The organism is Mesorhizobium sp. P2_F7 (assembly GCF_056403695.1).
This window is the reverse complement of sequence record NZ_JBFUFA010000008.1, coordinates 106,037-132,068: the sequence shown is the minus strand read 5'-3', so window position 1 is coordinate 132,068 and position 26,032 is coordinate 106,037. Positions and strand designations below refer to the sequence as shown.

Annotated in this window: 26 protein-coding genes; 13 read left to right on the top strand and 13 right to left on the bottom strand. The window is 64.2% G+C overall.

What is annotated here, in order from left to right; translation table 11 throughout:
- Positions 1-53 precede the first annotated feature (53 nt).
- Positions 54-1,019: a hypothetical protein gene (locus AC1DZ8_RS23940; protein ID WP_477401729.1), complete on the top strand. Its 966-nt coding sequence runs from the start codon at positions 54-56 to the stop codon at positions 1,017-1,019.
- Positions 1,020-1,080: 61 nt separating this feature from the next.
- On the opposite strand, the gene AC1DZ8_RS23935 is transcribed toward AC1DZ8_RS23940, so the two are convergent.
- A complete protein-coding gene (locus tag AC1DZ8_RS23935; protein ID WP_477305292.1) occupies positions 1,081-1,524 on the bottom strand; it encodes an SRPBCC family protein in 444 nt (147 codons plus the stop codon).
- A gap of 417 nt (positions 1,525-1,941) precedes the next feature.
- On the opposite strand from AC1DZ8_RS23935, the gene eglC reads away from it, so the two are divergent.
- From eglC to AC1DZ8_RS23920, 3 genes are read left to right on the top strand one after another with little or no spacing between them, the layout of a single operon-like run.
- A complete protein-coding gene (gene eglC / locus AC1DZ8_RS23930; RefSeq protein WP_477305294.1) occupies positions 1,942-3,366 on the top strand; it encodes an endo-1,3-1,4-beta-glycanase EglC in 1,425 nt (474 codons plus the stop codon).
- Positions 3,367-3,397: 31 nt separating this feature from the next.
- A complete protein-coding gene (locus AC1DZ8_RS23925) occupies positions 3,398-5,149 on the top strand; it encodes a type I secretion system permease/ATPase (RefSeq protein ID WP_477305296.1) in 1,752 nt (583 codons plus the stop codon).
- A gap of 3 nt (positions 5,150-5,152) precedes the next feature.
- The gene (locus tag AC1DZ8_RS23920) at positions 5,153-6,472 is read left to right on the top strand and encodes an HlyD family type I secretion periplasmic adaptor subunit (RefSeq protein WP_477401727.1); all 1,320 of its coding nucleotides are present in this window, start codon (positions 5,153-5,155) and stop codon (positions 6,470-6,472) included.
- Here AC1DZ8_RS23920 and AC1DZ8_RS23915 read toward each other — a convergent pair.
- The 4 genes from AC1DZ8_RS23915 to AC1DZ8_RS23900 form a co-directional block, all read right to left on the bottom strand.
- Positions 6,459-6,773: a type II toxin-antitoxin system RelE/ParE family toxin gene (locus tag AC1DZ8_RS23915; RefSeq protein ID WP_477305298.1), complete on the bottom strand. Its 315-nt coding sequence runs from the start codon at positions 6,771-6,773 to the stop codon at positions 6,459-6,461. The genes AC1DZ8_RS23920 and AC1DZ8_RS23915 overlap by 14 nt on opposite strands.
- Positions 6,770-7,051 (bottom strand): type II toxin-antitoxin system ParD family antitoxin, encoded by a 282-nt coding sequence (locus tag AC1DZ8_RS23910; RefSeq protein WP_477305300.1) that lies wholly within the window; start codon positions 7,049-7,051, stop codon positions 6,770-6,772. The genes AC1DZ8_RS23915 and AC1DZ8_RS23910 overlap by 4 nt, the downstream gene beginning before the upstream one ends.
- 90 nt (positions 7,052-7,141) lie before the next feature.
- Positions 7,142-8,131, bottom strand: a complete 990-nt coding sequence (locus AC1DZ8_RS23905) for a GlxA family transcriptional regulator (RefSeq protein WP_477305302.1) — start codon at positions 8,129-8,131, stop codon at positions 7,142-7,144.
- A 220-nt stretch (positions 8,132-8,351) separates the two neighbouring features.
- Entirely contained in the window at positions 8,352-9,062 is a 711-nt protein-coding gene (locus AC1DZ8_RS23900; protein WP_477305304.1) for an alpha/beta fold hydrolase, read from the bottom strand.
- A 206-nt stretch (positions 9,063-9,268) separates the two neighbouring features.
- Here AC1DZ8_RS23900 and AC1DZ8_RS23895 point away from each other — a divergent pair, with 206 nt between their 5' ends.
- From AC1DZ8_RS23895 to AC1DZ8_RS23880, 4 genes are all read left to right on the top strand, one after another.
- Entirely contained in the window at positions 9,269-10,825 is a 1,557-nt protein-coding gene (locus AC1DZ8_RS23895) for a winged helix-turn-helix domain-containing protein (protein WP_477305306.1), read from the top strand.
- A gap of 41 nt (positions 10,826-10,866) precedes the next feature.
- Positions 10,867-11,286 carry a hypothetical protein gene (locus AC1DZ8_RS23890; protein ID WP_477305308.1) on the top strand — a complete coding sequence of 140 codons (420 nt, stop codon included), beginning with the start codon at positions 10,867-10,869 and terminating at the stop codon, positions 11,284-11,286.
- A gap of 27 nt (positions 11,287-11,313) precedes the next feature.
- Positions 11,314-12,462: an amidohydrolase gene (locus AC1DZ8_RS23885; protein WP_477305310.1), complete on the top strand. Its 1,149-nt coding sequence runs from the start codon at positions 11,314-11,316 to the stop codon at positions 12,460-12,462.
- A gap of 83 nt (positions 12,463-12,545) precedes the next feature.
- Positions 12,546-12,905, top strand: a complete 360-nt coding sequence (locus tag AC1DZ8_RS23880; RefSeq protein WP_477305312.1) for a hypothetical protein — start codon at positions 12,546-12,548, stop codon at positions 12,903-12,905.
- Positions 12,906-12,951: 46 nt separating this feature from the next.
- Here the strand turns inward: AC1DZ8_RS23880 and AC1DZ8_RS23875 are convergent, their stop codons facing one another.
- The 3 genes from AC1DZ8_RS23875 to AC1DZ8_RS23865 all read right to left on the bottom strand — a co-directional run bounded on the left by AC1DZ8_RS23875 (position 12,952) and on the right by AC1DZ8_RS23865 (position 15,231).
- Positions 12,952-13,671 (bottom strand): hypothetical protein, encoded by a 720-nt coding sequence (locus AC1DZ8_RS23875; RefSeq protein WP_477401723.1) that lies wholly within the window; start codon positions 13,669-13,671, stop codon positions 12,952-12,954.
- Between the two features lie 320 nt (positions 13,672-13,991).
- Positions 13,992-14,717, bottom strand: coding sequence for an SDR family oxidoreductase (locus AC1DZ8_RS23870; protein WP_477305316.1), 726 nt, complete (start codon positions 14,715-14,717; stop codon positions 13,992-13,994).
- Positions 14,718-14,751: 34 nt separating this feature from the next.
- Entirely contained in the window at positions 14,752-15,231 is a 480-nt protein-coding gene (locus AC1DZ8_RS23865; protein WP_477305318.1) for a VOC family protein, read from the bottom strand.
- A gap of 127 nt (positions 15,232-15,358) precedes the next feature.
- On the opposite strand from AC1DZ8_RS23865, the gene AC1DZ8_RS23860 reads away from it, so the two are divergent.
- From AC1DZ8_RS23860 to AC1DZ8_RS23850, 3 genes are read left to right on the top strand one after another with little or no spacing between them, the layout of a single operon-like run.
- On the top strand, positions 15,359-16,240 hold the full coding sequence (locus AC1DZ8_RS23860; RefSeq protein ID WP_477401721.1) for a transcriptional regulator GcvA: 882 nt from the start codon (positions 15,359-15,361) through the stop codon (positions 16,238-16,240).
- A 21-nt stretch (positions 16,241-16,261) separates the two neighbouring features.
- Entirely contained in the window at positions 16,262-17,314 is a 1,053-nt protein-coding gene (locus tag AC1DZ8_RS23855; RefSeq protein WP_477305322.1) for an alpha-1,2-fucosyltransferase, read from the top strand.
- Entirely contained in the window at positions 17,311-18,225 is a 915-nt protein-coding gene (locus AC1DZ8_RS23850) for a glycosyltransferase family protein (RefSeq protein ID WP_477305324.1), read from the top strand. The genes AC1DZ8_RS23855 and AC1DZ8_RS23850 overlap by 4 nt, the downstream gene beginning before the upstream one ends.
- Here AC1DZ8_RS23850 and AC1DZ8_RS23845 read toward each other — a convergent pair.
- Together AC1DZ8_RS23845 and AC1DZ8_RS23840 are read right to left on the bottom strand one after the other, a co-directional pair.
- Complete coding sequence (locus tag AC1DZ8_RS23845) at positions 18,209-19,447, bottom strand: cytochrome P450 (RefSeq protein ID WP_477305326.1); 1,239 nt, start codon at positions 19,445-19,447, stop codon at positions 18,209-18,211. The genes AC1DZ8_RS23850 and AC1DZ8_RS23845 overlap by 17 nt on opposite strands.
- The gene (locus tag AC1DZ8_RS23840) at positions 19,440-20,108 is read right to left on the bottom strand and encodes a hypothetical protein (RefSeq protein ID WP_477305328.1); all 669 of its coding nucleotides are present in this window, start codon (positions 20,106-20,108) and stop codon (positions 19,440-19,442) included. Before AC1DZ8_RS23840 ends, AC1DZ8_RS23845 begins: the two co-directional genes overlap by 8 nt.
- Positions 20,109-20,307: 199 nt before the next feature.
- Between AC1DZ8_RS23840 and AC1DZ8_RS23835 the strand changes: the two genes are divergently transcribed.
- Positions 20,308-21,312 carry a hypothetical protein gene (locus AC1DZ8_RS23835; RefSeq protein WP_477305330.1) on the top strand — a complete coding sequence of 335 codons (1,005 nt, stop codon included), beginning with the start codon at positions 20,308-20,310 and terminating at the stop codon, positions 21,310-21,312.
- A 158-nt stretch (positions 21,313-21,470) separates the two neighbouring features.
- A complete protein-coding gene (locus AC1DZ8_RS23830; RefSeq protein ID WP_477305332.1) occupies positions 21,471-21,911 on the top strand; it encodes a hypothetical protein in 441 nt (146 codons plus the stop codon).
- 330 nt (positions 21,912-22,241) lie between these two features.
- Here AC1DZ8_RS23830 and AC1DZ8_RS23825 read toward each other — a convergent pair whose 3' ends face one another.
- The 3 genes from AC1DZ8_RS23825 to AC1DZ8_RS23815 form a co-directional block, all read right to left on the bottom strand.
- Complete coding sequence (locus AC1DZ8_RS23825) at positions 22,242-23,228, bottom strand: ABC transporter permease (RefSeq protein ID WP_477305334.1); 987 nt, start codon at positions 23,226-23,228, stop codon at positions 22,242-22,244.
- A gap of 259 nt (positions 23,229-23,487) precedes the next feature.
- On the bottom strand, positions 23,488-24,459 hold the full coding sequence (locus AC1DZ8_RS23820; RefSeq protein ID WP_477305336.1) for an ABC transporter permease: 972 nt from the start codon (positions 24,457-24,459) through the stop codon (positions 23,488-23,490).
- On the bottom strand, positions 24,456-26,006 hold the full coding sequence (locus AC1DZ8_RS23815; RefSeq protein WP_477305338.1) for a sugar ABC transporter ATP-binding protein: 1,551 nt from the start codon (positions 26,004-26,006) through the stop codon (positions 24,456-24,458). The genes AC1DZ8_RS23820 and AC1DZ8_RS23815 overlap by 4 nt, the downstream gene beginning before the upstream one ends.
- Between the last annotated feature and the right edge of the window lie 26 nt (positions 26,007-26,032).

Sequence of the window (26,032 nt, the reverse complement as noted above, 5' to 3'; positions counted from 1 at the left end):
ATTTATGATCGTTCCCGAGAATCGCGGAACGGTTGGGCAGGAGGGTTGCTCGGGTGCGGTTGAAATCTCTGGCTGTCTTTGTCCTCGGCATCCTCGCCGTCGTCGCCATTGCGATAACGGTGTCGGCCCGGTCCTTTGCCGCGTCCTCCGCTATACCGGACTGGCTGCAGGCTCATGTCGGCGACGGTGACGGCGAAATCTCGCAAGTGGTGCTGGAGCGGGCGCGCGCGCTTTATCAGAACAAGGTGTCGCAGGGCGCGGTCCACAATGGTTGCTATTTCGCAATGGATGCGACGCGCCCTGGCGATCTCGGCGGTGGTGCGCTGGGGCGGCGTTACTACGTCATCTGCGAAGCCAAACAATCGTTTCGCGCGATATCGTCGGGGCATGGCGGCGGCCGCAATCTGAAGGGCGTGGTCGATTTCTCCAACGGGAAACGCTGCGCGAAAAACTTCGGCAACGCCCTGGACTCGTCGTTGACGATGGGCGGCGCCTATATGACCAGCGAGGCAAAGACGTCATTCAAGGGTTTCTATCGCGTCGGCGCGAAGCAGGATCAGATTCTGCAACGCACCTTCATCCAGTTCGACGGCGAGGGCGAGACGGCGAATGCCCGACAGCGGGTGATCGGCGGCCACGCGGCGCGTCTGCTGCGCGGCATGTGCCTGCGCAAGAAACCGAGCAGCTCCTACGCCGACCATGACGGCTTCGTGCCCTACGGCAAGCTGGTGGATTACGCCGGCGGCCGCAGCAATGGCTGCACCAGTTGGTCGCCTGCGGACGCCGATCAGATCATTTCGATGGTCAAGGGCAATCCGACGACGCTCTACATCTATCCGGAATCGCGTGATATCGCGGCGGCTGGCAAATCCGGCGCCTATTGGAACGCGTCGTGCCTCAGGGAGATCGGCAAGCCGAAATTCTGGCCGCGCCAGCGTCTCGAGCCAATCATCGCGCAATACAAGAAGGACAATCCGCCGCCGCCACCGCAGCCGACGCCGATCTGCAAGGATCCGTGAGCGCGGCGATGAGGCAAGTCTTCAGCGGCGCGGGCCGGTTGGATCCCGCCGCCATGCGGTCCTACTGATTGATCTCGGGTTCGACGAGCTTTGCCAGGTTGCGCAGCGACTCCTGCCAGCCGAGATAGCAAGCCTCGGCCGGGATGAGGTCGGGAATGCCGGCCTGGGTGATGTCGAGTTCGGTGCCGACCGAGACTTTCTTCAAGATTACGGTCACTTCGATCTCGCCGGGCAGATTGGGGTCGTCGAACCTGTCGGTGTAGCGCAGGCGCTCGCCGGGAACGAGCTCGAGATATTCACCGCCGAAGGAATGGCTGCCGCCCGTGGTGAAGTTGCGGAACGACATTTTGAAGCCGCCGCCGACCTTGGCGTCGAAGCTGTGCACCGTGCAGGTGAAGCCGTTCGGCGGCAGCCATTTCGCCAGCGCATCGGCTTCCGTGAATGCGCGGTAGACTTTCTCCGGGCTGGTCGTCAGAACGCGGTGCAAACGTACGGTGCTTGGCATGTCTTCGGTATCCTTTTTGGTGTCGTTGATCGATGCCCCAAGGACGGGTGGACTTCACCCGGCCCGACATAGCCTGTCAAATTTTTTAGGCCCTTTGCCTGAGACCATAGGTCCGCGATTTCAAACCGCTGCCTCAGGCAGGCAGCCGCGGCGCGACAAATTGCATGCATTGTTGACAATCTGCCCAATCTTTTGGCACATAATTCACAATATTTATTAAAATTCTTAAAGTCTCGCCTATAAATTGTATTAGGATCAGCTTATTAGCTTCGGTGCCATCTATTAAATGATGGGCAACGATCTTCTTCGTGTACTATAGGATGATTCCCTGGCACGATGGATTAATTTAAAAGTTGATCCTGAGTGGTCTCTCGAGGCTGTCGAGCGGCCAAGGCAGCACGCGCAAGGAGTGTCCGAATGACCACCGTCCTGAACGCCAAGGGCATTCCACTTCCCTACACCGGCGCCTCCACCCACTGGTTCTCCGGGGCCGGCGGCGCGCCTTACCTCTATGGCACCTCGGGCAACGATTCCTTCTGGGGCGACACCGGCGTCAAGGTCACCATGTATGGCGGCGCGGGCGACGACTATTACCATCTCTATTCGACGATCAACAAAGCGGTCGAGAACTACGGCGCGGGCGTCGACACGATCGACACCTGGATGAGCTACAAGCTGCCCGCCAATTTCGAGAACCTCGTCGTCACCGGCGACGGCCACTATGCCTTCGGCAATGGTCAGGACAACATCATCACCGGCGGTGCCGGCAGTCAGACACTGGACGGCGGCAAGGGCAATGACGTGCTGATCGGCGGCGCCGGCGCCGACACCTTCATCATCACCAAGGGCAACGGCAGCGACCTGATCTCCGATTTCGACGCGACCGACACCGTGCGCCTCAACGGCTACGCCTTCACCTCGTTTGAGGCTGTCCAGGCCAATATGGTTCAGGTGGGATCGAATGTGCAGCTGAACCTCGGCTCGAGCGAGGTGCTGGTGTTCAACAACACCACGATCGACAAGTTTCAGCCCGCCCAGTTCGAGCTGCCGATCGATAAGACAGGCATGACGCTGTCTTTCAACGACGATTTCAACACGCTGAGCCTGTGGAACGGCCAGAGCGGCACCTGGGATTCCAATTTCTGGTGGGGGGCGCAGAACGGCAGCTCGCAGCCCCAGAACGGCGAGCTGCAATGGTATATCGATGCCAATTATGCGCCGACTAGCTCGGTCCATCCGTTCAGCGTGACAAACGGCGTGCTCACCATCACCGCCGCGCAGGCGGCGGACGATATCAAGCCGCTCATCAACAACTATGAATACACGTCCGGCTTGCTTACGACGCACGACACCTTCTCGCAGACCTACGGTTATTTCGAAATGCGGGCCGATCTCCCGGAAAACACCGGGGCGTGGCCGGCCTTCTGGCTGCTGCCGGAGGACGGCTCCTGGCCGCCGGAACTCGACGTGATCGAAATGTATGGCCAGAACCCGAATGCGCTTCTCATGACGGCGCACACGAATGAGACGGGAACCCACACCACGGTCGGGTCGACGGTGAATGTCTCGAACACCGACGGCTATCACACCTATGGCCTGTTGTGGACGCCGGACAAGCTGGTCTGGACCTATGATGGCGTACAGGTCGCGGAAGCGGCGACGCCGTCGGATATGAACAAGCCCATGTATATGCTGGTCGACCTTGCGGTCGGCGGCCAAGCCGGTGCGCCGCCCGACCATCTCGCCACGCCCGCACAGATGAAGATCGACTATATCCACGCCTACACGCTGAACGATTTGCAGCAGAGCCATCTAAGCACAACAGCCGAGCACGCTGTCTAGGGCCGGCGCGATGCCGCGGGACCATTCGCCATTGAGGGATGCGCCCATCCGACCCGGCCTGCGCCCGGTCTTCCTGCGTGGCATCGCCGATATCGGCATCTTTTCGCTTCTGATCAACATCCTGCTTCTGGTGATCCCGCTCTATCTGCTGCAGGTCTATGACCGGGTGCTGCCGTCCTCCAGCGTCGAGACGCTGCTTTATCTCTCAGCCATGGCGGTCGTGGCGCTCGCCTTCCTCGGCCTGCTGGACGCGGTGCGCGCCATTTACGCGCAGCGTGTTGCGGCTACCGTCGACCAGAAACTCGGTGCGCGGACATTCGCTGTCTCGCTCAGCGCCAGATATGCCGGCAGCGCGCTGTCGCCGCTGAGCGACCTTGCCACTGCCTGCGCCTTCATCAGGTCGCGCGGCGTGGCGGTGCTGTTCGACCTGCCGTTTGCGCCCGTCTTTCTGGCCTTGCTCTATTTCATCCATCCCGTGCTGTTCTGGCTGACGCTCGCCGGCGCCATGCTTCTGTTTCTCCTGGTCGTCGCCAACCAGTCTGCCATCGGCAGGAACGATGCCCTGTCGGCGGAACGCTCGGCCCTGGCGAGCCAGGCGGAGCAGGCCTTTGCCCGCAACTCGGACACGCTGCGCGCCATGGGCATGGTGCAAAATGCCGCCGCGGTCTGGGGACAGCATGTCGCCGAAGCGCTGACGCTGCACGACCGTTCCGGAAGCGCCAACGCGATCTTCAGCGCGACTTCGCGGTCGCTGCGCATGATGCTGCAACTGGCGATCCTCGGCGCCGGCGCGTGGCTGGTGCTGCAAGGGCAGATGACCGCCGGCATGATCTTCGCGTCCTCGCTGGTGTCGTCGCGCGCGCTGCAGCCGCTCGACCAGCTGATCGGATCGTGGCGGCAGATCGTCGACGCCAGGCGATGCTGGAAGCGGCTGGACACAGCACTTGCGGCGCAACCGGCGCAAGCGCGCAAGCTCGCTCTGCCCGATCCATCCGGCGCGATTTCGGTGCAGGATCTGTTCTTCATCGCGCCGAATGCGTCCTTTGGCACGGAGCCCATCCTCAAGCGGTTGAATTTTGCCATCGGCGCCGGCGAAGCGGTGGCGATCGTCGGCCCGAGCGGCGCCGGCAAATCGACGCTGGCGAAACTGCTCGTCGGGGCACTGCAGCCGACCGGCGGCGCGGTCAGGATCGACGGCGCGGACCTGAGGAGCTGGGACGAAACCCAGCTTGGCAGGCATATCGGCTATCTCCCGCAGGAGGTCGAGCTTTTCCCCGGATCGATCGCGCAGAACATCGCCCGCTTCGACCCCGCCGCCGCTGACGCAGCGATCGTCGAAGCGGCAAGGCGTGCCGAAGCCCATGCGCTGGTGCTGACGCTTCGCGACGGCTATCAGTCCATGATCGGCCCGTCGCATACCGTGCTGTCGGGCGGCGAGCGCCAGCGGATCGGGCTGGCGCGCGCCTTCTACGGCAATCCACGCATTCTGGTGCTGGACGAGCCCAACGCACATCTCGACGGCAGTGGCGAAGCGGCGCTCGAAGCGATGCTGTCGGCCGCGCGCGGCGCGGGCGTCACGGTGCTCGTCATCACCCATCGCCCGTCGATCGCGGCGGCCTGCGACCGCGTGATGGTCTTGCGCAATGGCGCGATCGAAGCCTTCGGCTCGGCGAGCGAGGTGCTGCGGCAACCCACAACCGGCAAGGGCGTCGCCGCGAGCGCCATGGTGACGGGCTCATTCGTGCCGACCGTGCGCCCGCACAGCGTCCGCTTCGGGTCATAGACGATGATGCAGCAGAGCCTTGCCTTCGAAAGCCGACCGCGCACCGATGTCCGGCGCACCGCCGTTGTCGGTTACGTGGCGATTGCGCTCTTCGCCGGTTGCTTTGGCTATTGGGCAGCGAGCGCGCCGCTCTCGGGCGCCGTGATCACGTCGGGCACGATCTCGGCGACCGGCGGCAACATCCTCATCCAGCACCCCGAGGGCGGCATCATCAATGAACTGCTGGTCCACGAAGGCGACCGCGTGCAACAAGGCGAGCCCCTGGTCCTCCTCGACCGCACGGCGGCCGAGGCCGACCTCAACCGGCTAACGCGCCAGTCCATCGCGCTCCGGGCAAGTGCCGCGCGGCTTGAAGCGGAGCGCGACGGATCGGACAGGCTGGCGCCGACCGCGGAGGCAGCACCCGCGCCGTTCCAGAGCGGTTTCGACGCTCTGGTGCGCGAACAACAGAAGGAGTTCGACACCAGGCTCGCCCGGTACCGGTCCGAGCAGTCGATCCTGGCGCAGCGCGTCGCCATGCATCGCGAGTCGGCACTGGGCCTTGATGCGCAGAAACTGGCCATCCAGCAGCAGGCCGACATCGTGAAGAAGGAGCTCGGCATCAAAGCCGGCCTGCTCGACAAGGGCCTCACCAACCGCAGCGAATATTCGCAGCTTTTGCGCAGCGAGGCCGATCTGGTCGGCCAGGCCGGCGCACTGGAGGCCGACCTTGCGGCGACCAAGACACAGATCGTCGAAGCCCAGGCGCAGGTCGAGCGCGCGACCACGCAACGCGTCGAGGAGGCGCTGACCAAGCTCGACGAGGTCCGCACCAAGCTGGCCGACATCGGCGAACAGATCACGGCGGCCGAAGCGGTGCTGGGGCGCACGACGATCAAGGCGCCGGCGGCCGGCATCGTGGTGTCGTCGACCTACAATTCCAAGGGCAGCGTGATTGCGCCCGGGCAGAAGATCATGGAGATCCTGCCCACCGCGTCAGGCCTTGTCGTCGATGCAAAGCTGCGGCCGAAAGACGTGGATCTGGTTCGCGTCGGCCAGCCGGCAAAGCTCAGACTGTCGGCCCTGAACGCGCGCCTCACGCCTGAGGTCGCCGCGACGGTGACACAAATCTCCGCCGACCGGCTGATCGATGAAACCACGCATGAGGCGTATTTCCGCGCCAGGCTGAAGATCACGGACACGCTGCCGCAAGGTGTGAAAGCCGAGCAGCTTTACCCGGGAACGCCGGTCGAGGCGTTTATCAGCACCGGCGACCGGACCTTCTTCGAATATCTGGCGCGGCCGATGCTGGATTCGTTCGCGCGGGCGTTCACAGAGCGGTAGGCGCCAGTTCGTCCTCCCAGTTGGCGCCGCCGTAGAACACCCGGAGAATCACCACTTGGTCGCCACCTATGGTGAAGGCCACAGTCAGGCGCCGCTCGAAACCAACGATGCGAAGCCCCGGCCGCACATCATCCCTTCGGGTTCCACGTTCCGAGGCGTAGTCAAGACTCAGACAAAATCGCTCGATCCGTTCGATGTAGCGTATGGCGGTGAGGTTGCTGGATGCGTGAGCGACCGTATCGTATATCCATAGCAGGTCCGCCTGGGCCTCCGGCAAAAGGACAACATGTCGCCGCTTCACACTTCCCCCTTGAGGCGGGCGGCGTGATGGGCGCGGATGCTGTCAAAGGCCTGGTCGGCCGGGATGGTCTGGGAGGGGTCGGCCTTCCACCTGTCATAGCTTGGCACGACCTCTTCGCGCAGCCAGCGCTCGACGGCGGCGTCGCGTTCCTGCAATGCGCGAAGACCGGCGCGTATTACTTCACTGCTGGTCGCGTATGTGCCGGACTGAACGAGCTGGTCGATGAAAGCGGCCTGCTCGGCCGGCAAGCTGAAAGTGCGTTTTTCAGTTGCGGACATGGTTTCTCCTATCAGATCTGGTATGATATTATCATACCAGCGCAGAGATCGCACCCGAAATCTGACGGAGGCATGGTCCTGAACATGCGCCTACGGACCACTGCTTCCAGCAGATACACCCGACGTTCGGTCTGGATGCCTGAGATGGGTCGGCGTGATGCCGGTCTGCTGGCGGAAGACGCGGCTGAAATGGCCGGCATTGGGAAAGCCGCAGCGGTAGGCGATGTCGCCGACTGCCAAGTCGCTCCCCTCCAGCAGCGACTTCGCATGATGCACGCGCAGCGCCAGATAGGCCGCCATCGGGCCGATGCCGAGCTCGGCGCCGAACAGGCGCTCAAGCTGGCGCCGCGATAGATTCAGCCGGTTCGCGATCTCGGCGACCGACAGCGTCTCCTGGAGGTTGCTTTCCATTAGAAGCAGCGCCCGCTTCACCGCGCGGCTCGACGCCGCGGGAAAGAGGTCGCCGACGGGCTGCACGTCGCGGCTCGAGCGGATGCGGTCGAGCACGAGGATCTTGGCGGCTTTTTCCGCCGCCTTGCGGCCGATGAACTGCGAGACGAAATGGCCGGCAAGGTCGGCCGCGCCCGTGCCGCCGGCGCAGGTCGAGCGGCCGCGATCGACGGAAAACAGGCTGTCGGCGTGGGCGTTCACATCAGGGAACTGGTTGCGGAAATCCTTGATGTGAAACCAGCTCACAGCGGCGCTGTAGCCGTCGAGCAGGCCGTAGCGCGCGAGCACGAAGCTGCCTGTGCAAAGCGCCGTCAGCGGCACGCCCTTTTCCGCGGCGCGCAACAGGAAGGCCTCCTTTTCGGAGCTGAGCGACCGGTTGGTGTCGAGCAGGCCGCCAACCACGACGACATTGTCGAACTCCTCAGGATTGCCCATCGCCTTGGTCGGCAGCAATTCGACGCCGCAGCTCGCGCGGATCGGCAGGCCGCGTTCGCCGACGATCTCCCAGTCGAACTCGATCCTGCGGCTGCGGTCACCCTCATCGCCTGCGAGCCGCAGCGTGTCGATGAACAGCGACAGCGGTGACAGCGTGAAGTCGCGAACCAACAGAAACGCAAATCGCCTGGCCATTGTCGTTCCGGAACCGCCTTTTTGGGCTGGATGGAGCCTGATATCGCCGAAGATTTGGCATAGGCGTGCGCGCCGTGCTTCTCAGGAGCGGCCGCCGGATGTCGGAGATGAGACCGAGGATCTCGGAAGGAGGGAATATCTCGCTCGTCGCGCCATGGCCGGTACGACGGCGCAAGAAAAAGCCCGGGCACCGTCAGGCGCCCGGGCAATCCGTTTCGTGTTACGCGGCGCGCTTCTTGGCGACGCCGGCGGCGGCCTGTTCGATGAGCTTGGCGACGGCGGCGGGATCGGAGACGTAGACGGCGTGGCTGCCGGGCACTTCGACCGTCGTTGCTCCAGCGCGGGTTGCCATCTGGCGCTGTGCCGGCGGCGGGATCATCTTGTCGTCGCTGGCGACCAGATACCAGCTCGGCTTCACCTTCCAGGCTGGAGCGGTGACCTTGCCTTCGAGCGCCGGGATGCCCCACGGAACCTGCGAGTCGGCCATGAAGGCGGCGAGCGAGGGGCGCACGTCGGCGGCGAAGGACGCGGCGAACTTCTCCTTGTCGAGCATCAGGAAGCCGTCGACGGGCGGCAGGATCGGCGGCACCGGAGCGCCGGGAGGCGGGTTGGCGATCAGGGTCGCAACCGATTCACCGGCATCGCCAGCGAAAGCCGCGATATAGACAACACCAGCCACTTTCGCATCGGTGCCGGCTTCCGACACCACGATGCCGCCATAGGAATGGCCGACCAGGATGACGTCGCTCTTGGCTTGGGCAATGGCGCGCTTGGTAACGGCGACGTCGTCGGCGAGCGAGGTCGTCGGGTTCTGGACGATGGTGACGTCATAGCCGTCCTTCTTGAGGATCTGATAGACGCCGTCCCAGCCGGAGCCATCGACGAAGCCGCCATGCACGAGGACGACGGAATTTGCTGCGTTGTTCGACATTTGAGCTCTCCTTTTCAAAGCGTTGGTTGTTTGGTTGAGGTCGGTTGAACGTTTGTTGCAGGAGGACTATGCGCCGGCAGCAGCGGGCGCGCTTTGAGGGGGCCTTCAGGACGGCTTGATTTTCCCTTGAGATCGCTTTGATTTTGCGCTCAAGACGCGGCTAAAGTGTCTGACTGGCCATTTCCGGACGATTTGGAGACAGCAATTTGTCGTATTGTTTTGAGGATTTTGCTCTGGATGGCGAGCGGCGCGAATTGCGCCGCGGCAATGAGCTGGTCCCCGTTGAGCCGCAAGTGTTCGACCTGCTGCAGTTTCTGATCCGCAACCGCGAGCGGGTGGTGAGCAAGGACGATCTGGTCGATGCGGTCTGGCAGGGGCGGATCGTTTCCGACGCAACGCTTGCCAGCCGCGTCAACGCCGCGCGCAATGCGCTTCAGGACAGCGGCGAGGAGCAGCGTCTCGTGCGCACGATCCTGCGCCGGGGCTTTCGCTTCGTCGGCACCGTGCGCGAGGAAGGCGGTGCCGAGACGACCGCATCGGCACCGGTGCAGCAAGCAAAGCCCGACCACGGCATTCCCGCCCGCCCCTCCATCGCCGTGCTGCCCTTCGCGAATATGAGCGGCGATGCTGAGCAGGATTATTTTGCCGATGGCATGGTCGAGGACATCATCACCGGCTTGTCGCGTATCCGCTGGCTGTTCGTGATCGCGCGGAACTCGAGCTTCACCTACAAGGGCCGCGCGGTGGACGTGAAGCAGGTCGGGCAGGAGCTCGGCGTGCGCTATGTGCTGCAAGGCTCAGTGCGCAAGGTGGGCAGCCGCGTGCGCATCACCGGCCAGCTGATCGACGCCGAGGACGGCAGCCATCTGTGGGCCGAACGCTACGACCGCGAGCTGACCGATGTGTTCGCGCTGCAGGACGAGATCACCGTCAGCGTCGTCGCGGCAATAGAACCCAATCTGCGCCGCGCCGAGATCGAGCGCGTCAAGCGCACGCGCCCCGACAGTCTCGACGCCTACGATCTTTTGCTGCGCGCGCTGCCGGATGTCTACACCTTCATGCCGCAGGGCGCCGCCAAGGGCTTGCCGCTGCTCGACCAGGCACTCGCCATCGAGCCGAACTACGCGCTAGCGCACGGCTTTGCCGCCTGGGCGCATCAGACCCTTTACCTACGCGGCGGCTTGCTGCCGGAGCATCGCGACAAGGCAGCCCGCCATGCCCATGCGGCGATCGAGCACGGTCCGGGCGACGCCATGGCGATGGCGCTCGCCGGCTTCACCATCGGCATGGTCGAGCACGACCGCAAGCTCGCCGACGCGGCATTCGCGACGGCGCTTTCGCTCAACGCCTCCTGCTCCTTCGTCTACGCCTTTGGCTGCGTGTCGGTGGCCTATGGCGGCGATGCGGCACGCGCCATCGACTGGGGCGAGCAGGCGATCAGGCTCTCCCCGCTGGATGCCATGAACTGCGTGCCGCAAGGCATTATCGGCTTCGGCAATTTTCTCAACGGCCGCCACGAGCAAGCGGTCGCGGCAGGCCGGCGGGCGGTGGAGATGACCCCCGGCTTCAGCATGCTGCATGGCTGGCTGGCGGCGCCGCTGGCGAGGCTCGGCCGGCTTGACGAGGCCAAGGCCTCGGCCGCGCGCCTGATGGCGCTCGACCCGCATTTTTCCATTGGCCGCTGGTCGGCGGCGGTCGGACTGGCGCCGGAGATCGCCGGCGAGGTGACCAACGCGATGCGGCTGGCGGGATTGCCGAAGTAGGCAGCCCCTGCTCGGCTTGATGGGTAGCCAGGAGGATCGGAATGGGTCTCGACGCAGCGGTTTTCAAAAGTGTCCCGACGATGGAGCGGGAGTTTCCCGGTTACCGCTTTCAACGAGAGCCGATGACGGGCGAATGCGAAGTGATCAATCCGGAGGGTGTGAATCTCGCGCTCGACACCGTCATGGCGTACAACAAGTGGCTGGGGAATGTCTCCCACATCGGAGAGTTGAGCAGAACAATCGAGGGCTATCTTGGACCTACGTCGGCCTTCGAACGGCTTGTACTCTACTCCGGTGGCCATATGGGAGACGTGATCGAGGAGCCGAGCTTCGCCGAGCTCGAACGCGAATTGAAGCTCATCGAATCCAGCCCCGACGCTTGGGTTCGTGAATTCGCCGATGGCCTATCAGAATTGATCCGCATGGCACGGCGCGAGAAAAATCCTATCGTGTTTTGGTGACCGACGAGCCGAGCGGAGTCCTAACCCATGACCCTCACCAACCGAGACCTCATCGAGCTGACCGAATGGCGGCGGAAGCTGCATCGGCAGCCGGAAATCTCCAACGAAGAGGAAAAGACGGCGAGGGAAGTCGTCGCCTTCCTCGCCGATACCGGTCCGGACAAGGTGCTGACCGGCCTCGGCGGGCATGGTGTGGCGGCGGTCTATGACAGCGGCAGAGCAGGGCCGACGGTGCTGTTCCGCTCGGAGCTCGATGCGCTGCCGATCGAGGAGCTTTCGGGCGTCGAGCATGCCTCGCAGGTATCGGGAAAATCGCATATGTGCGGCCATGACGGCCATACCGCGATCCTCGCCGCACTCGGCCGCCAGCTTGGCCGCGAAAGGCCGGCGCGCGGCCGCGTCGTCCTGATGTTCCAGCCGGCGGAGGAGACCGGCAATGGTGCGGCCGGCGTCGTTGCCGATCCGCGCTTTGGCGAGATCGCGCCGGACTTCGCCTTCTCGCTGCACAATCTGCCGGGCGTGCCGTTCGGCGAAGTGCGGCTGAAACCCGGCGTGGTCAACTGCGCCTCGCGCGGCATCCGCATCGTGCTGGAGGGCAAGACCGCGCATTCGTCCATGCCCGAAACCGGGGTGTCGCCGATGCCGGCGATCAGCCAGCTGATGCCGGCGCTGCCGGCTCTCGGGCGCGGCACCTTTGCCGACGACGATTTCAGCATGGTGACCGTCACCCATGCGAGGATGGGCGAGGCCGTGTTCGGCATTGCGCCCGGTCATGCGGAGGTGTGGGCGACGCTGCGCACAAGGCGTGACGAGCGCATGGCGGAGCTGGTCGCCGCGGCGGAAGTGCTGGCCACCAGGATCGCGGTCGAGCACCGCCTGTCGGTCCGCTGCGATTATCACGAGATCTTCGTCGCCAGCGTCAATGCGCCGGATGCGGTGGAGCATCTGAACCGCGCGCTCGACGAAGAAGGTGTCGCGCGCAGCGAGGAAGCCCTGCCGATGCGCGCCTCGGAAGATTTCGGCATTTTCGGCCACAAGGCCAAGTCGGCCATGTTCTTCCTCGGTGCCGGCGAGCGTACCCCTTCGCTGCACAATCCGGACTATGATTTTCCCGACGATCTGATCCCGATCGGCTCGAAAATCTTCATGCGCACGGCGCGCAACCTTTTGGGCTGAGCGGCGCTCCGAAATCCCGAAGCTGCCTTTTTGCGGCTCGAATCATCTTGTAGTCGCCGTCCTAAATTAGGAGGGGCTTGCGGATGAGGATTGCAATGGTCGTCGCGTTGACCGCGACAGTGGCGGGATGCGTCAGTTCTCCGGTCCAGTACGGAGCCTCGCTGTCGCCGCAGGACCCGAAATGGGCGACGCCGGAATGCCAGCAGGCGCGCACGGATGCCATGAACTACGACCAGCGCGAGAAAGGGCAGCCGGGATGGGGCTTCGGCGTGCTGCTTGGGCCCTACAGCATGGGCCTCGTCGCGGCGGCAAAGGAGCATCAACAGCAGCAGCGAAGGCTGATTGCCCGCCAGATGCATCTGCAGTGCTCGAGCCTGCCGCTGCCGAAGGATCTGGACTTCGATCCGCAAATCTACGCGCCAAAGCCGGCGAAATATCCGTAGGGCGGTTCGTCATTTACGGAAAACCGCTCTGCTTTCCGGCAACAGGCTAGGCGTAGTCAAGAAGCGACCGGTTGCGCGGCGGCGCATCGGAAGCTGCGGGGCGGGAAGCCGCGGTGGGCACCGGAGCGCCGGCCAGCGCGCGTTCCTGCCATGCGATCAGCAGCGTCTTGAGCGCTTGTTTGGACACGCCCAGTGGACCGGCGATCATCAGTGAACGCCGAAAGACCGGATGGCGGTGCGACTGATGCGCGAATTCGCACAAAAGATAGCTCCACTTCGAATTGAAAACACGGAAGCCGGAGAACTCGGACCAGCGATAGGAATGGATCCGCCGAAATGACCGGTATTCAAACCTGTCCAGGCTGAGCACAAGTTCACGGCGCGGCAACTGCGCAAGAGCGACCATCAGGCACACCAGACCAAAGATGCACGAGACCGCCACCTCCAGGAAGTCCCAGTCGCCGCGTCGGACCTCGATGATGACGCCACCAAAAAGGGGGACCACTCCCAGCAACAGCAGCGTGAGGCAGAGCAGAACGCGCTGCCATGTTGGCGCACTGATCACAACCGGTCCGGGAAACGTGGAGAGCCAGTCATCGGTCTGTTGGTGCGAGTATGCGATGGCCACGATCCAGACAAACAGGACAACCGAGACCAACAACAGGAAGACCGCGCGGTCAGAACCTCCGGACAGCATGACCCAGATGGCGGCGGCGATCGCCAGAACCAGCATGCCGAATCCGAGGAGGAGATCAACGAAGGTCATCGCTGCTCAGCCTATACTTCAGACGCTAAGGCTTGGTTTCGTGCAACGATAAGATGCGCTGGGCGCCGCGCAGTGCGTGGACCGTCCAGGTTTAGTTCGACCCTGCTTGCCCCAGGGGCAATCGCCTATGGCAGCGCCAGCCCCCTCTCCGGCCGCTGCGCGGCCACCTCTCCCCCATTTCATGGGGGCGAGGAAATGCCAAGCGCGAAGGCTGAAGCCTCGAAAAGCTTGGGTTCCTCGCCCCCACGGGAGTGGGGGAGAGGTGGCGCGGCGAAGCCGGGACGGAGAGCGCCATAGTAATTTGCCCCCGCCTTGCCCGCTCACACCAACCTCTGCCCGCCATCGATGTGGATCGTCTCGCCGGTCATGAACTCGTTGCCCATGAGGTAAATATAGGCCGGCGCCACATCAGCCACTGCCGCGACCTTGCCGGCCGGGATGCGCCCGGCCATGGCGGCGAAATAGCCTGACTTCGCCTCGCCGACGAGTTCGTCCCACATCGGCGTGTCGACCCAGCCGGGCGAGACGATGTTGACGCGGGTGGGGGCCAGTTCCTGCGCCAGCGCGCGGGCGAAATAGCTGAACGAGCCGGCGATCGCCGAGACCACCGAACCGCCGGGCACCGGCGGCCGGTCCTTGTTTATGCCTGAGGTGAAGATCATCGAGCCGCCCTTCCTCAAGCCGCGGACGGCGTGCTTGGACAGCATCACCGCACCGATCAGCTTGTTGTCGATGAAGCTGCGCACGAAATCCATGTCGGTGTCGCCAATCGGATAGTTGGGCGGCGGCGTGCCGGCGGTGGAGACAAGGTGATCGAAGGCGCCGACTTCGCCGAACAGGCGGGCGATCTCGGCTTCGTCGGTCATGTCGGCGGCGATGCTTTTCGCCCGGCCGCCAAGCGCTGTTTCAGCCGCCTTCAGCCGGTTCGCCGAGCGGCCGACGATCACCAATTCGGCGCCGTCTTCCAACGCGGCTTTCGCGACGCCGAGACCGATGCCGGAACTGCCGCCGACGACAACAATCTTTTGTCCCTTGAGCGGTGCCATTGATGCCTCCTGTTTCGGGAATGTCGGGTTTGACTTACGAACGGCCGGCGTGGGCGGCTTCGATGTCGGCGAGGATGATCTTCTTCATCGAATACATCGCCTGCCGCGCCCGGTGTGCCTTGTCGCGGTCCGGATCGTTCATCAGCCGGATCGCGGCTTCCGGAATGACCTGCCAGTAGACGCCAAACTTGTCCTGCAACCAGCCGCACGGCTTTTCCGAGCCGCCGCCCGCCGTCAGCGCCTGGTAGTAATAGTCGGTCTCGGCCTGGTCCTTCGTCTCGATGTAGAGCGACATGCGTTCGTTGAAGGCCGGCATGCCGCCGGCATTGAGCGCGGTCAGCCGCAGCCCTTCGAGCTCGAAGTCGAAGATCGCGTGCGGTACGCCGGTGCCGCCGACATGGTCGGTGAAGGTCACCGTCTCCAGCGCGCGGCTGTTGGCGAATACCGAGAGATAGAAGTCGCGGGCTTGCTCGGCATTGCCGGTGTACCAGAGAAAGGGGTGGATGGTGGCCATGGTGTCCTCCTGAAGTGAGGTTTGATCACAAATCTTGTGAGGATTTTTGACTGGAAAAGGCCGGGTGGACAAACCAAAATTTGGCAAGTATTTGTTACCAATTCTCACAAATGCCCGGCGCTCGCACATGCCCCGCAAACTGCCACCGCTCAACGCATTGCCGGCCTTCGAGGCCGCGGCCCGGCATCTGAATTTCTCCAGGGCGGCGGACGAGCTCAACGTCACCCATGGCGCCATCAGCCGGGCGATAAAGCATCTGGAGGAGCAGCTCGGCGTGCAGCTGTTCGAGCGCGCGACGCGCTCGGTGCGCCTTACCCCGGTCGGCGAGCCCTATGCACGCGCAGTGCGCGAGATGCTCGACCAACTGACGGTGGCCACACAGGTGGCGACATCGCGCCATTCGAACACGAGCCTGAACGTCAGCACCTCGGACGGGTTTGCCGGCAAGTGGCTGGTGCCCCGGCTCTACCGTTTTCATCGCGCGCATGGCGACATCGACGTGCGCGTGTCGACATCGGGCAAGCTCACCAATTTCCTCGGCGACGGCATCGACATCGCCATCCGCTATGGCGGCGGCCATTATCCCGGGCTGACCTCGGAATTCCTCACCGGCGAGGAGGTGTTTCCGGTCTGCAGCCCAAGGCTGCTCGAAGGCCCGCATCCGCTGCGCACGCCGCAGGATCTCAAGCATCACACGCTGATCCGCGACGGCTATCGCATCGACTGGGCGGCGTGGCTCGCCAGCGCCGGCGTCGAAGGCGTCGACCCCAACAGCGGCCTGACCTTCGATTCCGCCACCTTCGCGGTCGAGTCGGCTGTGCAAGGCGAAGGCGTTGTGCTCGGCCGCACCATGCTGGTCTCAGCCGACCTCGCGACAGGAAGACTGGTGCGCCCCTTCGACCACGCGCTAAAAGCGGTTTCGAGTTTTTACGTGGTGTACCCGCCGGAAGCGATCAGGCAGCGCAAGGTGAAGGCGTTCCGGGATTGGCTGTTTGCGGAGGTGGGGTAGGGATGCTCAGGTGATAGCCGGTTGCGGCGTGGCGTCGCTGGTGACCTTCCGGATCACGGTGATGGTCGCAACGGCTCGGAGGTTTGCCGAGCCCGTGGTGCAGTTTTCGGGCACTGGGGGAGTCACGTATGGGTGCGGGCCTGTCGACCGGCCCGCGTGGCTCGGCTAACAATGGCCGTCTTTGGCGAAAGGGGTCCAATGCGGCATGTTCCCATCGTGATGCAGCCTTATGGCGGCCTCGCGAACAAGATGTTCCAGTACATGTTTTGCCATGTGCTGGCGAAGCGCATCCCCGGTGGCTATGTCTGCAACGCTGACCTGCCGGAATGGTCCATTGCCAGGGTGCAGCCGCCCTTGTTCTGGAAATTTCGATTGCTGCGGATCGATGGCTATCACCGCTACGACCTCGACAGCATCACTGCGGCGTTCCGCGAAAAACGGGCGCGGAGCATCCGCTTCAAAGGCTTCGCGCAGCGGTTGGGCTATTATGACCGGGATGAGGTGTCCCGGTTGTTTGACGGACGCGCGGTCGACGCGCCGACCTATGGCGACGATTTTGTTGTCATTCATGTGCGGGCTGGCGACATCCTCGACGGCTTCCACCGCAACTATTGCCCGATGCCATTCGGCTTCTTTGAGACACTCATCAAGGAGAGCCGCCGCAAGCCGGTCTTTGTCGGCCAAACGCATGACGACAATGATTATTGCCGGCGCTTGCGGCAGCGCTTTCCCGATGCTGTTTTCGCGCCGAAGGCGTCGCCGGTGACGGATTTCGAGACGCTGCGCCGGGCGAGCTATCTCGTCACGGGGGTCAGCAGCTTCTCCTGGCTGGCCAGTTGGCTGTCGTCGGCGCGCACCATCCATCTGCCGGTGGCCGGCATATTCGACCCGCGCATCAGGCCCGATATCGACCTGCTTCCGCTTGAAGACGCCCGCTATCGGTTCCACCAGTTCGACATGGGCGACTGGACGGCCTCTTCCGAGCAGCTCGCAGCCTTCTATGGTGATGCGATTCCGTTCCGGCAGGTCGAGCCTCGGGCGGCAGCCGATGGCGCGGGGAAAGCGTTGCGATGAGAATTCCGTTTTCGGTCAAAAGGCCGGTGATCTGTGCGATCATGAAGCTGGAGCAGCCCTATGTGATCGAGTGGGTCGCGTGGCACAAGCTACATGGCTTCGACCTGATGATCGCCGACAACTGCACCGCCGGCCCGCAGACGGCGGTGCTTTCGGCGTTGCGCGATGCTGGCTGGATCCGGCTGGTTGACTGGCGGCACGATACGGTGCTGCCGCAGCGGCGGGCCTATTCCTATCTTTACTGGCAGGCGCTGCTGCACGGTTACCGCTATCTGGGCTTCATGGACGCCGACGAGTTCCTCGAGCCGCTCGACGGACTGCCCTGGAGCGGAGCGGAACTGGTCCGCTCGCTGTTGAGCCGGCCCGGCGTGCGCAGCGCCGCTTTTCGCTGGGTGAATTTCGGCAGCGACGGCAAAGAGGTCTATGACGATGAACTGGTGACGGTGCGGTTTCAAAGGCGCGGCACGCATGTCGCCCCGACCGCGCGCTGGAAGAAATCGTTTGCCCGCGTGTCGTCGGTCCTGCGCAAGGCGCTGCGGGATCCAAAGCTGCTCATGCCGCACCCGCACGGCTTCCGCATCTCGCTGCGCCGGACGCTGGTCGACGGCATGACGCTCGACAAGCACCCGGCCGCCATGCCGATGGAATGGAAGGTCGGCTGGATCCGCCACTATGCCGTGAAATCGAAGCAGGAACTGGCTGACAAGCATGCCCGCGGCGGCGGCTTCACGCCGTCGAGCGAGGCACCGTCGCTCGAAGAGTACAGGGCGTCGAGAGATCAGAACGATATTTTTGATCCGCTCGACGATGCGACGGTCAGAACCTTGCGGGCAAAGGTCGCGGAAATCGTCGCATCGCTCGACCCGGCGGTCATCGCCCAGACGCGGCCGCTGTTCACGCAGCGGGGCTGAGGAAAAGCGGCGCGGTGGCCATGCCGTAAAACGACATCGAGGCGCGGCGCTCGGCATTTGCGGCATCAAGCCGCCAGCCGGGCGCACGGGTGAACAGCGCTTCGATCATCGCCGCGATTTCGATGCGGGCGACGTGCTGGCCGAGGCAGACATGCAGGCCGGTGCCGAAGGTCATCGACACGGCCGGCTGGCGCGTGAGGTCCAGCCGGTCGCCATGCGGGAAGACGGCATCATCGCGGTTGCCGCTGCCGAGCACCGGTACGACCGCTTCGCCGGCCGCAATCCTGATTTCGCCGAGGTCGATGTCTTCCGCCGCGATGCGGGCGACGGCGTATTGCACCGAGGCACCATAGCGAAGCAGTTCGGCCGCGGCGTTGCTCCAGTCGACTACGCCGCGCTCGAGCAGCGCGCGCTGTTCGGGGAAACGATCCAGGGCGACCAGGGCGTTGCCGAGAGCATCGACGACGGTTTCCTGTCCGGCAAACAGCATGAAGACGACGTTGGCCACCATGTCCTCGCGCGACCAGCGGCCCTCTGCCACCTCCCTCACCATGCCGGCGACCATTCCATCCGGCCGATAGGCTTGTCGGGCCAGCCGCTCCTCGACAAAAGCCTGGCATTCGCCATAGGCCTCGGCGCTCGCTGCTGCCGGCTGCTCCTTTCGCAGGTCGAAGGCGGTGGCTATGCGGCGGGTCACCGATTTCAGTGCCCAGGGGTCCTCAATCTCAAGGCCGAGAATTTCCTGCAGCAGCCAGAAGGACACCGGCACGGCGAGGCCGGCAACGGCGTCGACGCGGCCGTCGGCCAGCGCCTGGTCGACCAGGTCACGGCTGAGCGCGCGAAGACCCTCCGACAGCACGTCGACGGCCGGACGAGCGAGGTAACCGGCGACCGGCCGGCGGAGCCCGCCATGCCGCGGCGGATCGGCGAGCAGCAAAGACCGGGTAAGCAGCGCCATCGCCGCTTGGTCGACAAGCTTGCGTCGGACCTCCTCGTACTGGCCCGGCGGCGCCTGCAGCAGAGCGGGATGCTTCAGCGCGCGCGACACCAGTTCATGGCTGAAGACATAATAAGCGTCGGCAATCTCAGGATAGGGTGCGGTGCCGCGCGCGACGCCGCCGCCGGCACGCATGCGGGCAAAATGCGGAAACGGATCGTCGCCGAGCACGAACGGATCGAAAAACGGAACCGTCATGAAGCGGCCGGCACGTGTGTCATTCATTGAGATCCTTGGCTGAAATGACCCGAAATCCCCCTGATGCTGCGTCCTGCGGGAAGAAATCCGGCATGACATAGAGGAACTCGCATTCAAAGGCGCGATAATGCAGACGGAGCAGCGGATCCCGGATGATTTCTTCCAGCGGCGGTCTTATGCCGGTCTCGTTCCAAAGGTCGATGGTGGTACGGAACCTCGGGTCAGCCTTGACATGGTCATCGTCGTCAGCCGGGGAACCGGCATAGGACGAGCAGCGGCCATCGCCGATCAGCCAGCGGGCGCCGAGGCGGCGGCCGTGGCGTTCCATCTCCTTCAGCAGCCGGATCGCCGTGTTGGAGCCGCGATGGCTCGGCCGGACGCACAGATTGTAGGCGTAAAGAGCGTGGACCGGTTCGCTGCGCGGCAGTGACGCATAGGCCTCGAAATTTGCCGGGAACTCGGCCCGCACCAGCGGGTCCTGGCTGGTCTCGGTAAAGCAAATGGTGCCGGCGAGCACGGTGCCATCGATTGCTCCGAACATGGTATGTCCGAGTGCCAGCCGGCGGCGAATGGTTGCCTCGCTCGCTTGCAGCGGGGCGGCCCAGGCGGCAGCCTCAAGCTCCATCAGCAACGGCATGTCTTCCATGTCTAACTGGCGGATGGGTACCGCAACATTGTCTAAATTCATCTGTCGGCTGCCTCGACTTTTAGCGCGCTAGTGGCATATGGCAGTTCCTTGCCAATGCGGTTTGCAGCTGCGCGGAAACGTCAACCAGTTCTATCTCCTGTTTGACGCAACGCTGGAACGAGAACCATTTCACGGTTTCCCCGAATCTCTCTAATCATCATGGTTCCCCTTTGCAATTACATACGGATAATGGGATCGCATGATATTTTATGTGACGCATAGGGAGCACGCCTACACCCAGGCAGTGGTGCTGCTTTATCATCGGACCGACCTGCAGGCGTCGTTCCGGCTGGTGCGCTATGAGGATGCCGGGCTGCTGCGCGGCGTTCGCGTCGGCGTGGTCATTTGGTCCGACATGGACCGGCTAAGCTCCGACGAGTTGAGCCGCGCCGCCTCCATCAGCGCCGAACTGGCTGAGACGACAGATCTGACACAGCTCAATCACCCGACCGCCAGCCTGCAGCGCTTCGACCTTTTGCGCATGCTTCACGCCGACGGCAGCAACGCTTTTCGTGTGTTCAGGCCGGATCAGCTGGACGGCACGATACGCTTTCCCGTTTTCATCCGTGACGAGGCGGGCGCGCTCTACAAGGAGCCGCCGCTGCTGCACGGACGCCCGGCGCTGGACGCCGCGATCGCCCGGTTGGACGGCAGCGATCTGATGCGGCCGATGGTGGTGGAGATGATCGGTACGCCGGGGGCTGACGGCTACTACCGGAAATACGCTGCCTTTCGGGTCGGCGATACGATCTATGGCCAGCACTGCGCCATGTCGAAATCCTGGTTCGTCAAGAATTCGCCCGAGCAGTTGCTGCCGGCGCATATCGAAGAAATCAGGACCTATATCGATACGAATCCTGACGCCGATGCGGTCATGCAGGTCTTCGAAAAAGCCCGCATGCAGTATGGCCGCATCGACTACACCTTCGTGGACGGCAGGCTTGTGGTGTTCGAGATCAACAGCAACCCCACCGTGCTCAGCGATCCGCCGACGCCGTTCGCCAGCTATGACCCGAAACCCTTCGCCGACCGTCATGCCGACGCGCTGCTGGCGCTGCCTCAGGCGAGCGCACCGGACACGCTGCCCGCGATCGACGCCGCCCACCGCGCGGCCCTGGCGACGTTGCGGCGGCAGTATCAGGTGAGGCGGCTGAAGCTGATGCTGCGGAGGGTGCTGAAGCGGGGGCGAAAGAAAATAGCGTAGCCCTGGCGCTGCTCGATATATGCAAGCGCGCGCCCTCGTGCGGTGGCGGCTTCTCCTCGCCTGTCTGGAACCAAACCACACGCTAAATTGTTCCAGTTTGATTCGACGCCGACGAGCCCTGCCGGTTGGGTGAGCGGCGATCTTGTGGAGTTCTCATCATGACCATCTCATCCAGCTTTCGTTCGCTTGCGGTTGCGGCCATCGCGACTGTTGCCGTCAGCGCTGCCAGTGCCGCGCATGCCGACAGCGCCACGATCCGCTTTTCCGTCTACAAGGCGGCCTTCTTCGTCGGCGGTTCCGGCGGCGAGGGCACGCTGACCTACCATGGCCGTTCCTATCCGATCTCGATCGGGGGCGTCTCGGGCGGCTTCGCCTTCGGCGTTTCCAAGACCTATTTCCGCGGCACCGTGCGGCACATCCGCAGGGTCCGCGATGCGACCGGGGTTTACGGCGCGGCCGGCGGTGGCGGCGCGATCGGCAAGGGTGCGCAGGTGATCGTCATGACCAACGACAAGGGCGCCACGCTCGAGCTTACAGGCCGGCAGGTGGGGCTGCAGGTGAATGCGGATTTGAGCGGGATCGCGATTTCGTTGAAGTAGGCGGCGGGGGGTCTGGGTTGGCAAGGTCGCCCGGACTTTGGCAATCGCATAGGGTGCTCCCCCACTCCGTCTCGGCTTCGCCGAGCCACCTCTCCCCCACATCCGTGGGGGAGAGGAAACGCTAATCACCAAGGTTGCGGCCTCGAGTTTGAGTCTCTCTCCCTCGAAGGCTTGGGTTCTTCCTCAAAAAGCTTGGCATTTCCTCTCCCCCACGGACGTGGGGGTAGAGGTGGCTCGGCGAAGCCGAGACGGAGTGGGGGCTGGCGCTGCCGTAGGTGATTGCCTTGGGGCTTGGACGGGTAGTTTGGCTTTGCGCCGAGATCGGCCCGCCTACCTCTCCTCCACAATCCGCAAATACGCCGCCGTCACGAACAGCACGATCAGTCCGAACAGGATGCGCCTCGCGCCCTCCGGCATCTGCAGGATCGTCAGCAGCGTCGTCAGCACGGTCAGGATCAGTGCGCCGATGATGGTGCCGGTGTAGCCGCCGCGGCCGCCGAAGATGGAGGTGCCGCCGATCACGGCGGCGGCGACCGAGGGCAGCACCAGCGGTTCGGCAAGCGACAATGAAGGGGCCTTGATCAGGCCGATATAGAGCAGGCCGGTGATGCCGGCGAGCACGCTGGAGGTGACGTAGAGCGCGGTGATGACCTGCCAGTATTGCACGCCCGACAGGCGGGTCGCGCGCTCATTGTCGCCGACGGCGTAGAGCAGGCGGCCAAAGCCGGTGCGGGCAAGCGTGAAGACGATCAGCGCCGCCAGCGGCAGGAACAAAAGCAGCGCGTTGGGGAAGCCCCACGTCACGCCGGTGCCGAGCCAGGCGAGGAAGTCGGGGATCTTGGCGCCGGACGCGATCACCGTACGCTGGTAGACCTGCAGGCAGCCGGTGCCGATCAGGCTGGTGCCCAGCGTCATGATCAGCGGGTGGACGCGGAAGACGCCGACGCCGATGCCGTTGACGAGGCCGATCAGCACCGCCGGCATCATCGCCAAGAGGAAGGCCACCGCCGGGTCCTGGTTGACCACTTGCGTGGCCATGATGAAGGCGCTCATCGTCGCCACCGTGCCGACCGAAAGGTCAATGCCGCCGGTCAGCATGGTCATGGTCTGACAGCCGGCGAGGATCGCCAAGGGAATGGCGAATTTGATGGTGTTGGCGATCCAGCGCTCGTTGACGATGCCGGGACGCAGGATCTGCAGGATCGCCACCAGGATGACGAGCAGGATGATCAGCGGGATGAGAGGGCGATCGGCCATGAAGCGTTTTACGCGGCGGCCGAAGGGGATGGATTGAGGAGTAATCGCGGTTGTACTCATGACGCTGCCCTTGCTCGCGATGAGGTTTGCCAGGTGCGGTAGGCGGGCGAGGACGGTGCTCTACGGTGCCCCCCTCTGGCCTGCCGGCCATCTCCCCCTCTAGGGGGGAGATTAGCAGCTTCGGCGCCCTGCTCTTTCCTGCAACTTTGAAAATTGGCGAAAGCCAATGCGAAGGCTGATCTCCCCCCTAGAGGGGGAGATGTCCGGCAGGACAGAGGGGGGCGCGAAGGATCGCTACCCTTATCTCGATGTCCCCTCATCATTGCCGCCCCCGCATCGTGATAAACGCGCCGAACATCACCACCGCCACCATGATCAGGCCCTCGATGATCGCGGTGACATTCGGGTCGATGGCAAGCAGCGTCAAATCCGTGCGCACCAGGCGCAGCACGAAGACGGCGACGATGGGGCCGAGCAGGCCGCCCTTGCCGCCGCCGAGCGCGACGCCGCCCAGCACGACCGCGGCGACGCTGGCGAGCAGATAAGGGCCGGGGATGGGGGCGCCGATGCCGGTGCTCATGGTCAGCGCCAGGCCGCCGAAGGCTGCGAACAGGCCCGACAGCGCATAGGCGATGATGCGGGTGCGCTTGACCGGCACGCCGGAGCGGAAGGCCGCCAGTTCGCTGGAGCCGATGGCATAGATGGAGAGGCCGAGGCGCGAGCGTCGCAGCGGTATCCAGATGATGCAGAGGCAGACGATCAGCACCAGCAGCGCCTTGGGCAGCCAGGCGTCGATGGCGTCGGGCAGGCCGGGGATCGGCACGGTGCCGGAGATCAGCGCCTTCAGCCATTCGGCGATGCCGCCGCCCGGCGCGTCGAGCACCAGCAGGGCCGCACCCTGCAGCACGAACAGCATGGCAAGCGTGACGACGATATCGGGCACGCGGGTGACGACGATCAGCAGGCCGTTGAGTGCGCCGAGGGCAAAACCCATGGCGAGCACGAAGGGCACCACGAACAGGGCGTATTCCTCTGAGGCGCCATTCATCATCGATGCCGCGGTGACGCTGGTCAGCGCCATCATAGCGGCGACCGACAGGTCGATGCCGCCGGCGATGACCACCACCGTCTGCGCGGCAACGGCGAAGGCGTAGGGCAGAACAGCGCGGGCGAGCGAGCCGAAGTCGTTGCTGCCATAGGCCGGCTGGATGATCCTGGTGGCGATGAACAGCACGATGAGGAGGGCGAACAGGCCGACGACCCAGCCCTGGCGGCGCAGGAAGTGGCTCATGGCGACGTCTCCGGGGCATCGGAGGCATGGGCGGTGGGATCGGCCAGAATGCCGATATCGGCCTTGGCGCCGCGCGGCAGGCCGTAGGCGGCGCGCATCAGCGCCGGCTCGTCGGCCTCCTCGACGGGGAAGATGTCGACGAGGCGGCCGCCGAAGATGACGATGACGCGGTCGCAGACGCGCTGCACCTCCTCCAGCTCCGAGGTGTAGAACAGCACCGACTTGCCGTTGCCGGCGAGTTCGCGCAGCAGCTTGTAGATCTCCTGCTTGGTGCCGACATCGATGCCGCGCGTCGGGTCGAAGCACAGGATGGTGCGGGCGTCGGCCGCGATCCAGCGGGCGATGGTCACCTTCTGCTGGTTGCCGCCGGACAGGCGCTGAACCTCGCCTTGCGCGCGGGTGTCGATCTGCAGCCGCTCGATGGCGCTGAGCACGGTTGTGCGCTCGCGGCGCATGGCGATCGGCCCCCAGTTGCGGAGCGCCGCACTGAAGGGCAGCGCGATGTTTTCGCGCACCGAGCGCTGCATGGCGAGCGCTTCGGACCGGTCGCCCGGCACATAGGCAATGCCGGCGCGGATGGCATCGATCGGGTGCGAAAATTTCACGGGGGCGCCATCGACCTCGATCGTTCCGCCGGATGGCCGGATCGAGCCGGCAAGGGCGGCGAATAATTCATCCTGGCCCTGGCCTTCGAGCGCGACGACGCCGGCGACCTCGCCATCGGCGAGATCGAAGGAGACATCGCTGAGCTTGGTGCCGACGCGCAGATTGTGCACGGCCAGCCGCTGCCGGGCGGCGGCGGGCGCGGCCTTCTCCGTGGCGCTACGGCCGGCGACATGGGTCTTGACGATGCGGGTGCCGAGCATCAGCTCGACGATCTTCTCCTCGACGCCAGGCACGATGTCGACGACGCCGACAGTCTCGCCGTCACGCAGCACGGTGGCGCGGTCGCAGAGTGCGGAGATTTCGACGAAGCGGTGCGAGATGAAGATCACCGCGCGCCCCGAGTCGCCCTGGCGGCGCACCACTTCCAGCACTTTTTCGGCGAGGTTGGCGGGGAGTGCTGCCGTCATTTCGTCGAGCAGCAGCACGTCGGGCTCGACGGCAAGAGCGCGCGCAAGGTCGAGCACGCGCAGCACGGCCAGCGGAATGTCGCGCGCTGTGTCGCGCAAATCGAGGTCGGCAATGCCGAGCTCGCGCACCCAGGCACGGAACGGCTCGACCGGCGTGCCGGTGAGCCGCAGGTTGGACAGAACGTCGAGATCGGGGATCAGCGACGGCTCCTGGTAGACGGGTAATAGGCCGGCGCGGCGTGCGGCGGCGGGCGAGCGAATGTCGCGCGCCTCGCCACGGATCAGAATGTGGCCAGCGTTCGCCGGAATGGCGCCGGTCAGGATTTTCACCAGCGTCGACTTGCCGGCACCGTTGGCGCCCATCAACGCATGCACCTCGCCCGGCAGGACGGACAGCGACGCGTTGCGAAGCGCTGCGACCGCACCGTAGTTCTTGGCGACGCCGGTGGCGTCGAGGAGGGGGCTGGTGGTCAAATCGTGGTCTCGATTTATGTGGCTTG

Excerpts from the sequence above, each read along its gene's own strand:
- AC1DZ8_RS23910 (WP_477305300.1), bottom strand. The coding sequence starts at position 7,051 with ATGTCCGCAACTGAAAAACGCACTTTCAGCTTGCCGGCCGAGCAGGCC.
- AC1DZ8_RS23830 (WP_477305332.1), top strand. The coding sequence starts at position 21,471 with ATGACCATCTCATCCAGCTTTCGTTCGCTTGCGGTTGCGGCCATCGCG.
- AC1DZ8_RS23900 (WP_477305304.1), bottom strand. The coding sequence starts at position 9,062 with ATGTCGAACAACGCAGCAAATTCCGTCGTCCTCGTGCATGGCGGCTTC.
- AC1DZ8_RS23905 (WP_477305302.1), bottom strand. The coding sequence starts at position 8,131 with ATGGCCAGGCGATTTGCGTTTCTGTTGGTTCGCGACTTCACGCTGTCA.
- AC1DZ8_RS23875 (WP_477401723.1), bottom strand. The coding sequence starts at position 13,671 with ATGACCTTCGTTGATCTCCTCCTCGGATTCGGCATGCTGGTTCTGGCG.
- AC1DZ8_RS23825 (WP_477305334.1), bottom strand. The coding sequence starts at position 23,228 with ATGAGTACAACCGCGATTACTCCTCAATCCATCCCCTTCGGCCGCCGC.
- AC1DZ8_RS23845 (WP_477305326.1), bottom strand. The coding sequence starts at position 19,447 with ATGAATGACACACGTGCCGGCCGCTTCATGACGGTTCCGTTTTTCGAT.
- eglC (WP_477305294.1), top strand. The coding sequence starts at position 1,942 with ATGACCACCGTCCTGAACGCCAAGGGCATTCCACTTCCCTACACCGGC.
- AC1DZ8_RS23835 (WP_477305330.1), top strand. The coding sequence starts at position 20,308 with ATGATATTTTATGTGACGCATAGGGAGCACGCCTACACCCAGGCAGTG.
- AC1DZ8_RS23885 (WP_477305310.1), top strand. The coding sequence starts at position 11,314 with ATGACCCTCACCAACCGAGACCTCATCGAGCTGACCGAATGGCGGCGG.
- AC1DZ8_RS23865 (WP_477305318.1), bottom strand. The coding sequence starts at position 15,231 with ATGGCCACCATCCACCCCTTTCTCTGGTACACCGGCAATGCCGAGCAA.
- AC1DZ8_RS23935 (WP_477305292.1), bottom strand. The coding sequence starts at position 1,524 with ATGCCAAGCACCGTACGTTTGCACCGCGTTCTGACGACCAGCCCGGAG.
- AC1DZ8_RS23880 (WP_477305312.1), top strand. The coding sequence starts at position 12,546 with ATGAGGATTGCAATGGTCGTCGCGTTGACCGCGACAGTGGCGGGATGC.
- AC1DZ8_RS23870 (WP_477305316.1), bottom strand. The coding sequence starts at position 14,717 with ATGGCACCGCTCAAGGGACAAAAGATTGTTGTCGTCGGCGGCAGTTCC.
- AC1DZ8_RS23920 (WP_477401727.1), top strand. The coding sequence starts at position 5,153 with ATGATGCAGCAGAGCCTTGCCTTCGAAAGCCGACCGCGCACCGATGTC.
- AC1DZ8_RS23890 (WP_477305308.1), top strand. The coding sequence starts at position 10,867 with ATGGGTCTCGACGCAGCGGTTTTCAAAAGTGTCCCGACGATGGAGCGG.
- AC1DZ8_RS23840 (WP_477305328.1), bottom strand. The coding sequence starts at position 20,108 with ATGAATTTAGACAATGTTGCGGTACCCATCCGCCAGTTAGACATGGAA.
- AC1DZ8_RS23860 (WP_477401721.1), top strand. The coding sequence starts at position 15,359 with ATGCCCCGCAAACTGCCACCGCTCAACGCATTGCCGGCCTTCGAGGCC.
- AC1DZ8_RS23850 (WP_477305324.1), top strand. The coding sequence starts at position 17,311 with ATGAGAATTCCGTTTTCGGTCAAAAGGCCGGTGATCTGTGCGATCATG.
- AC1DZ8_RS23820 (WP_477305336.1), bottom strand. The coding sequence starts at position 24,459 with ATGAGCCACTTCCTGCGCCGCCAGGGCTGGGTCGTCGGCCTGTTCGCC.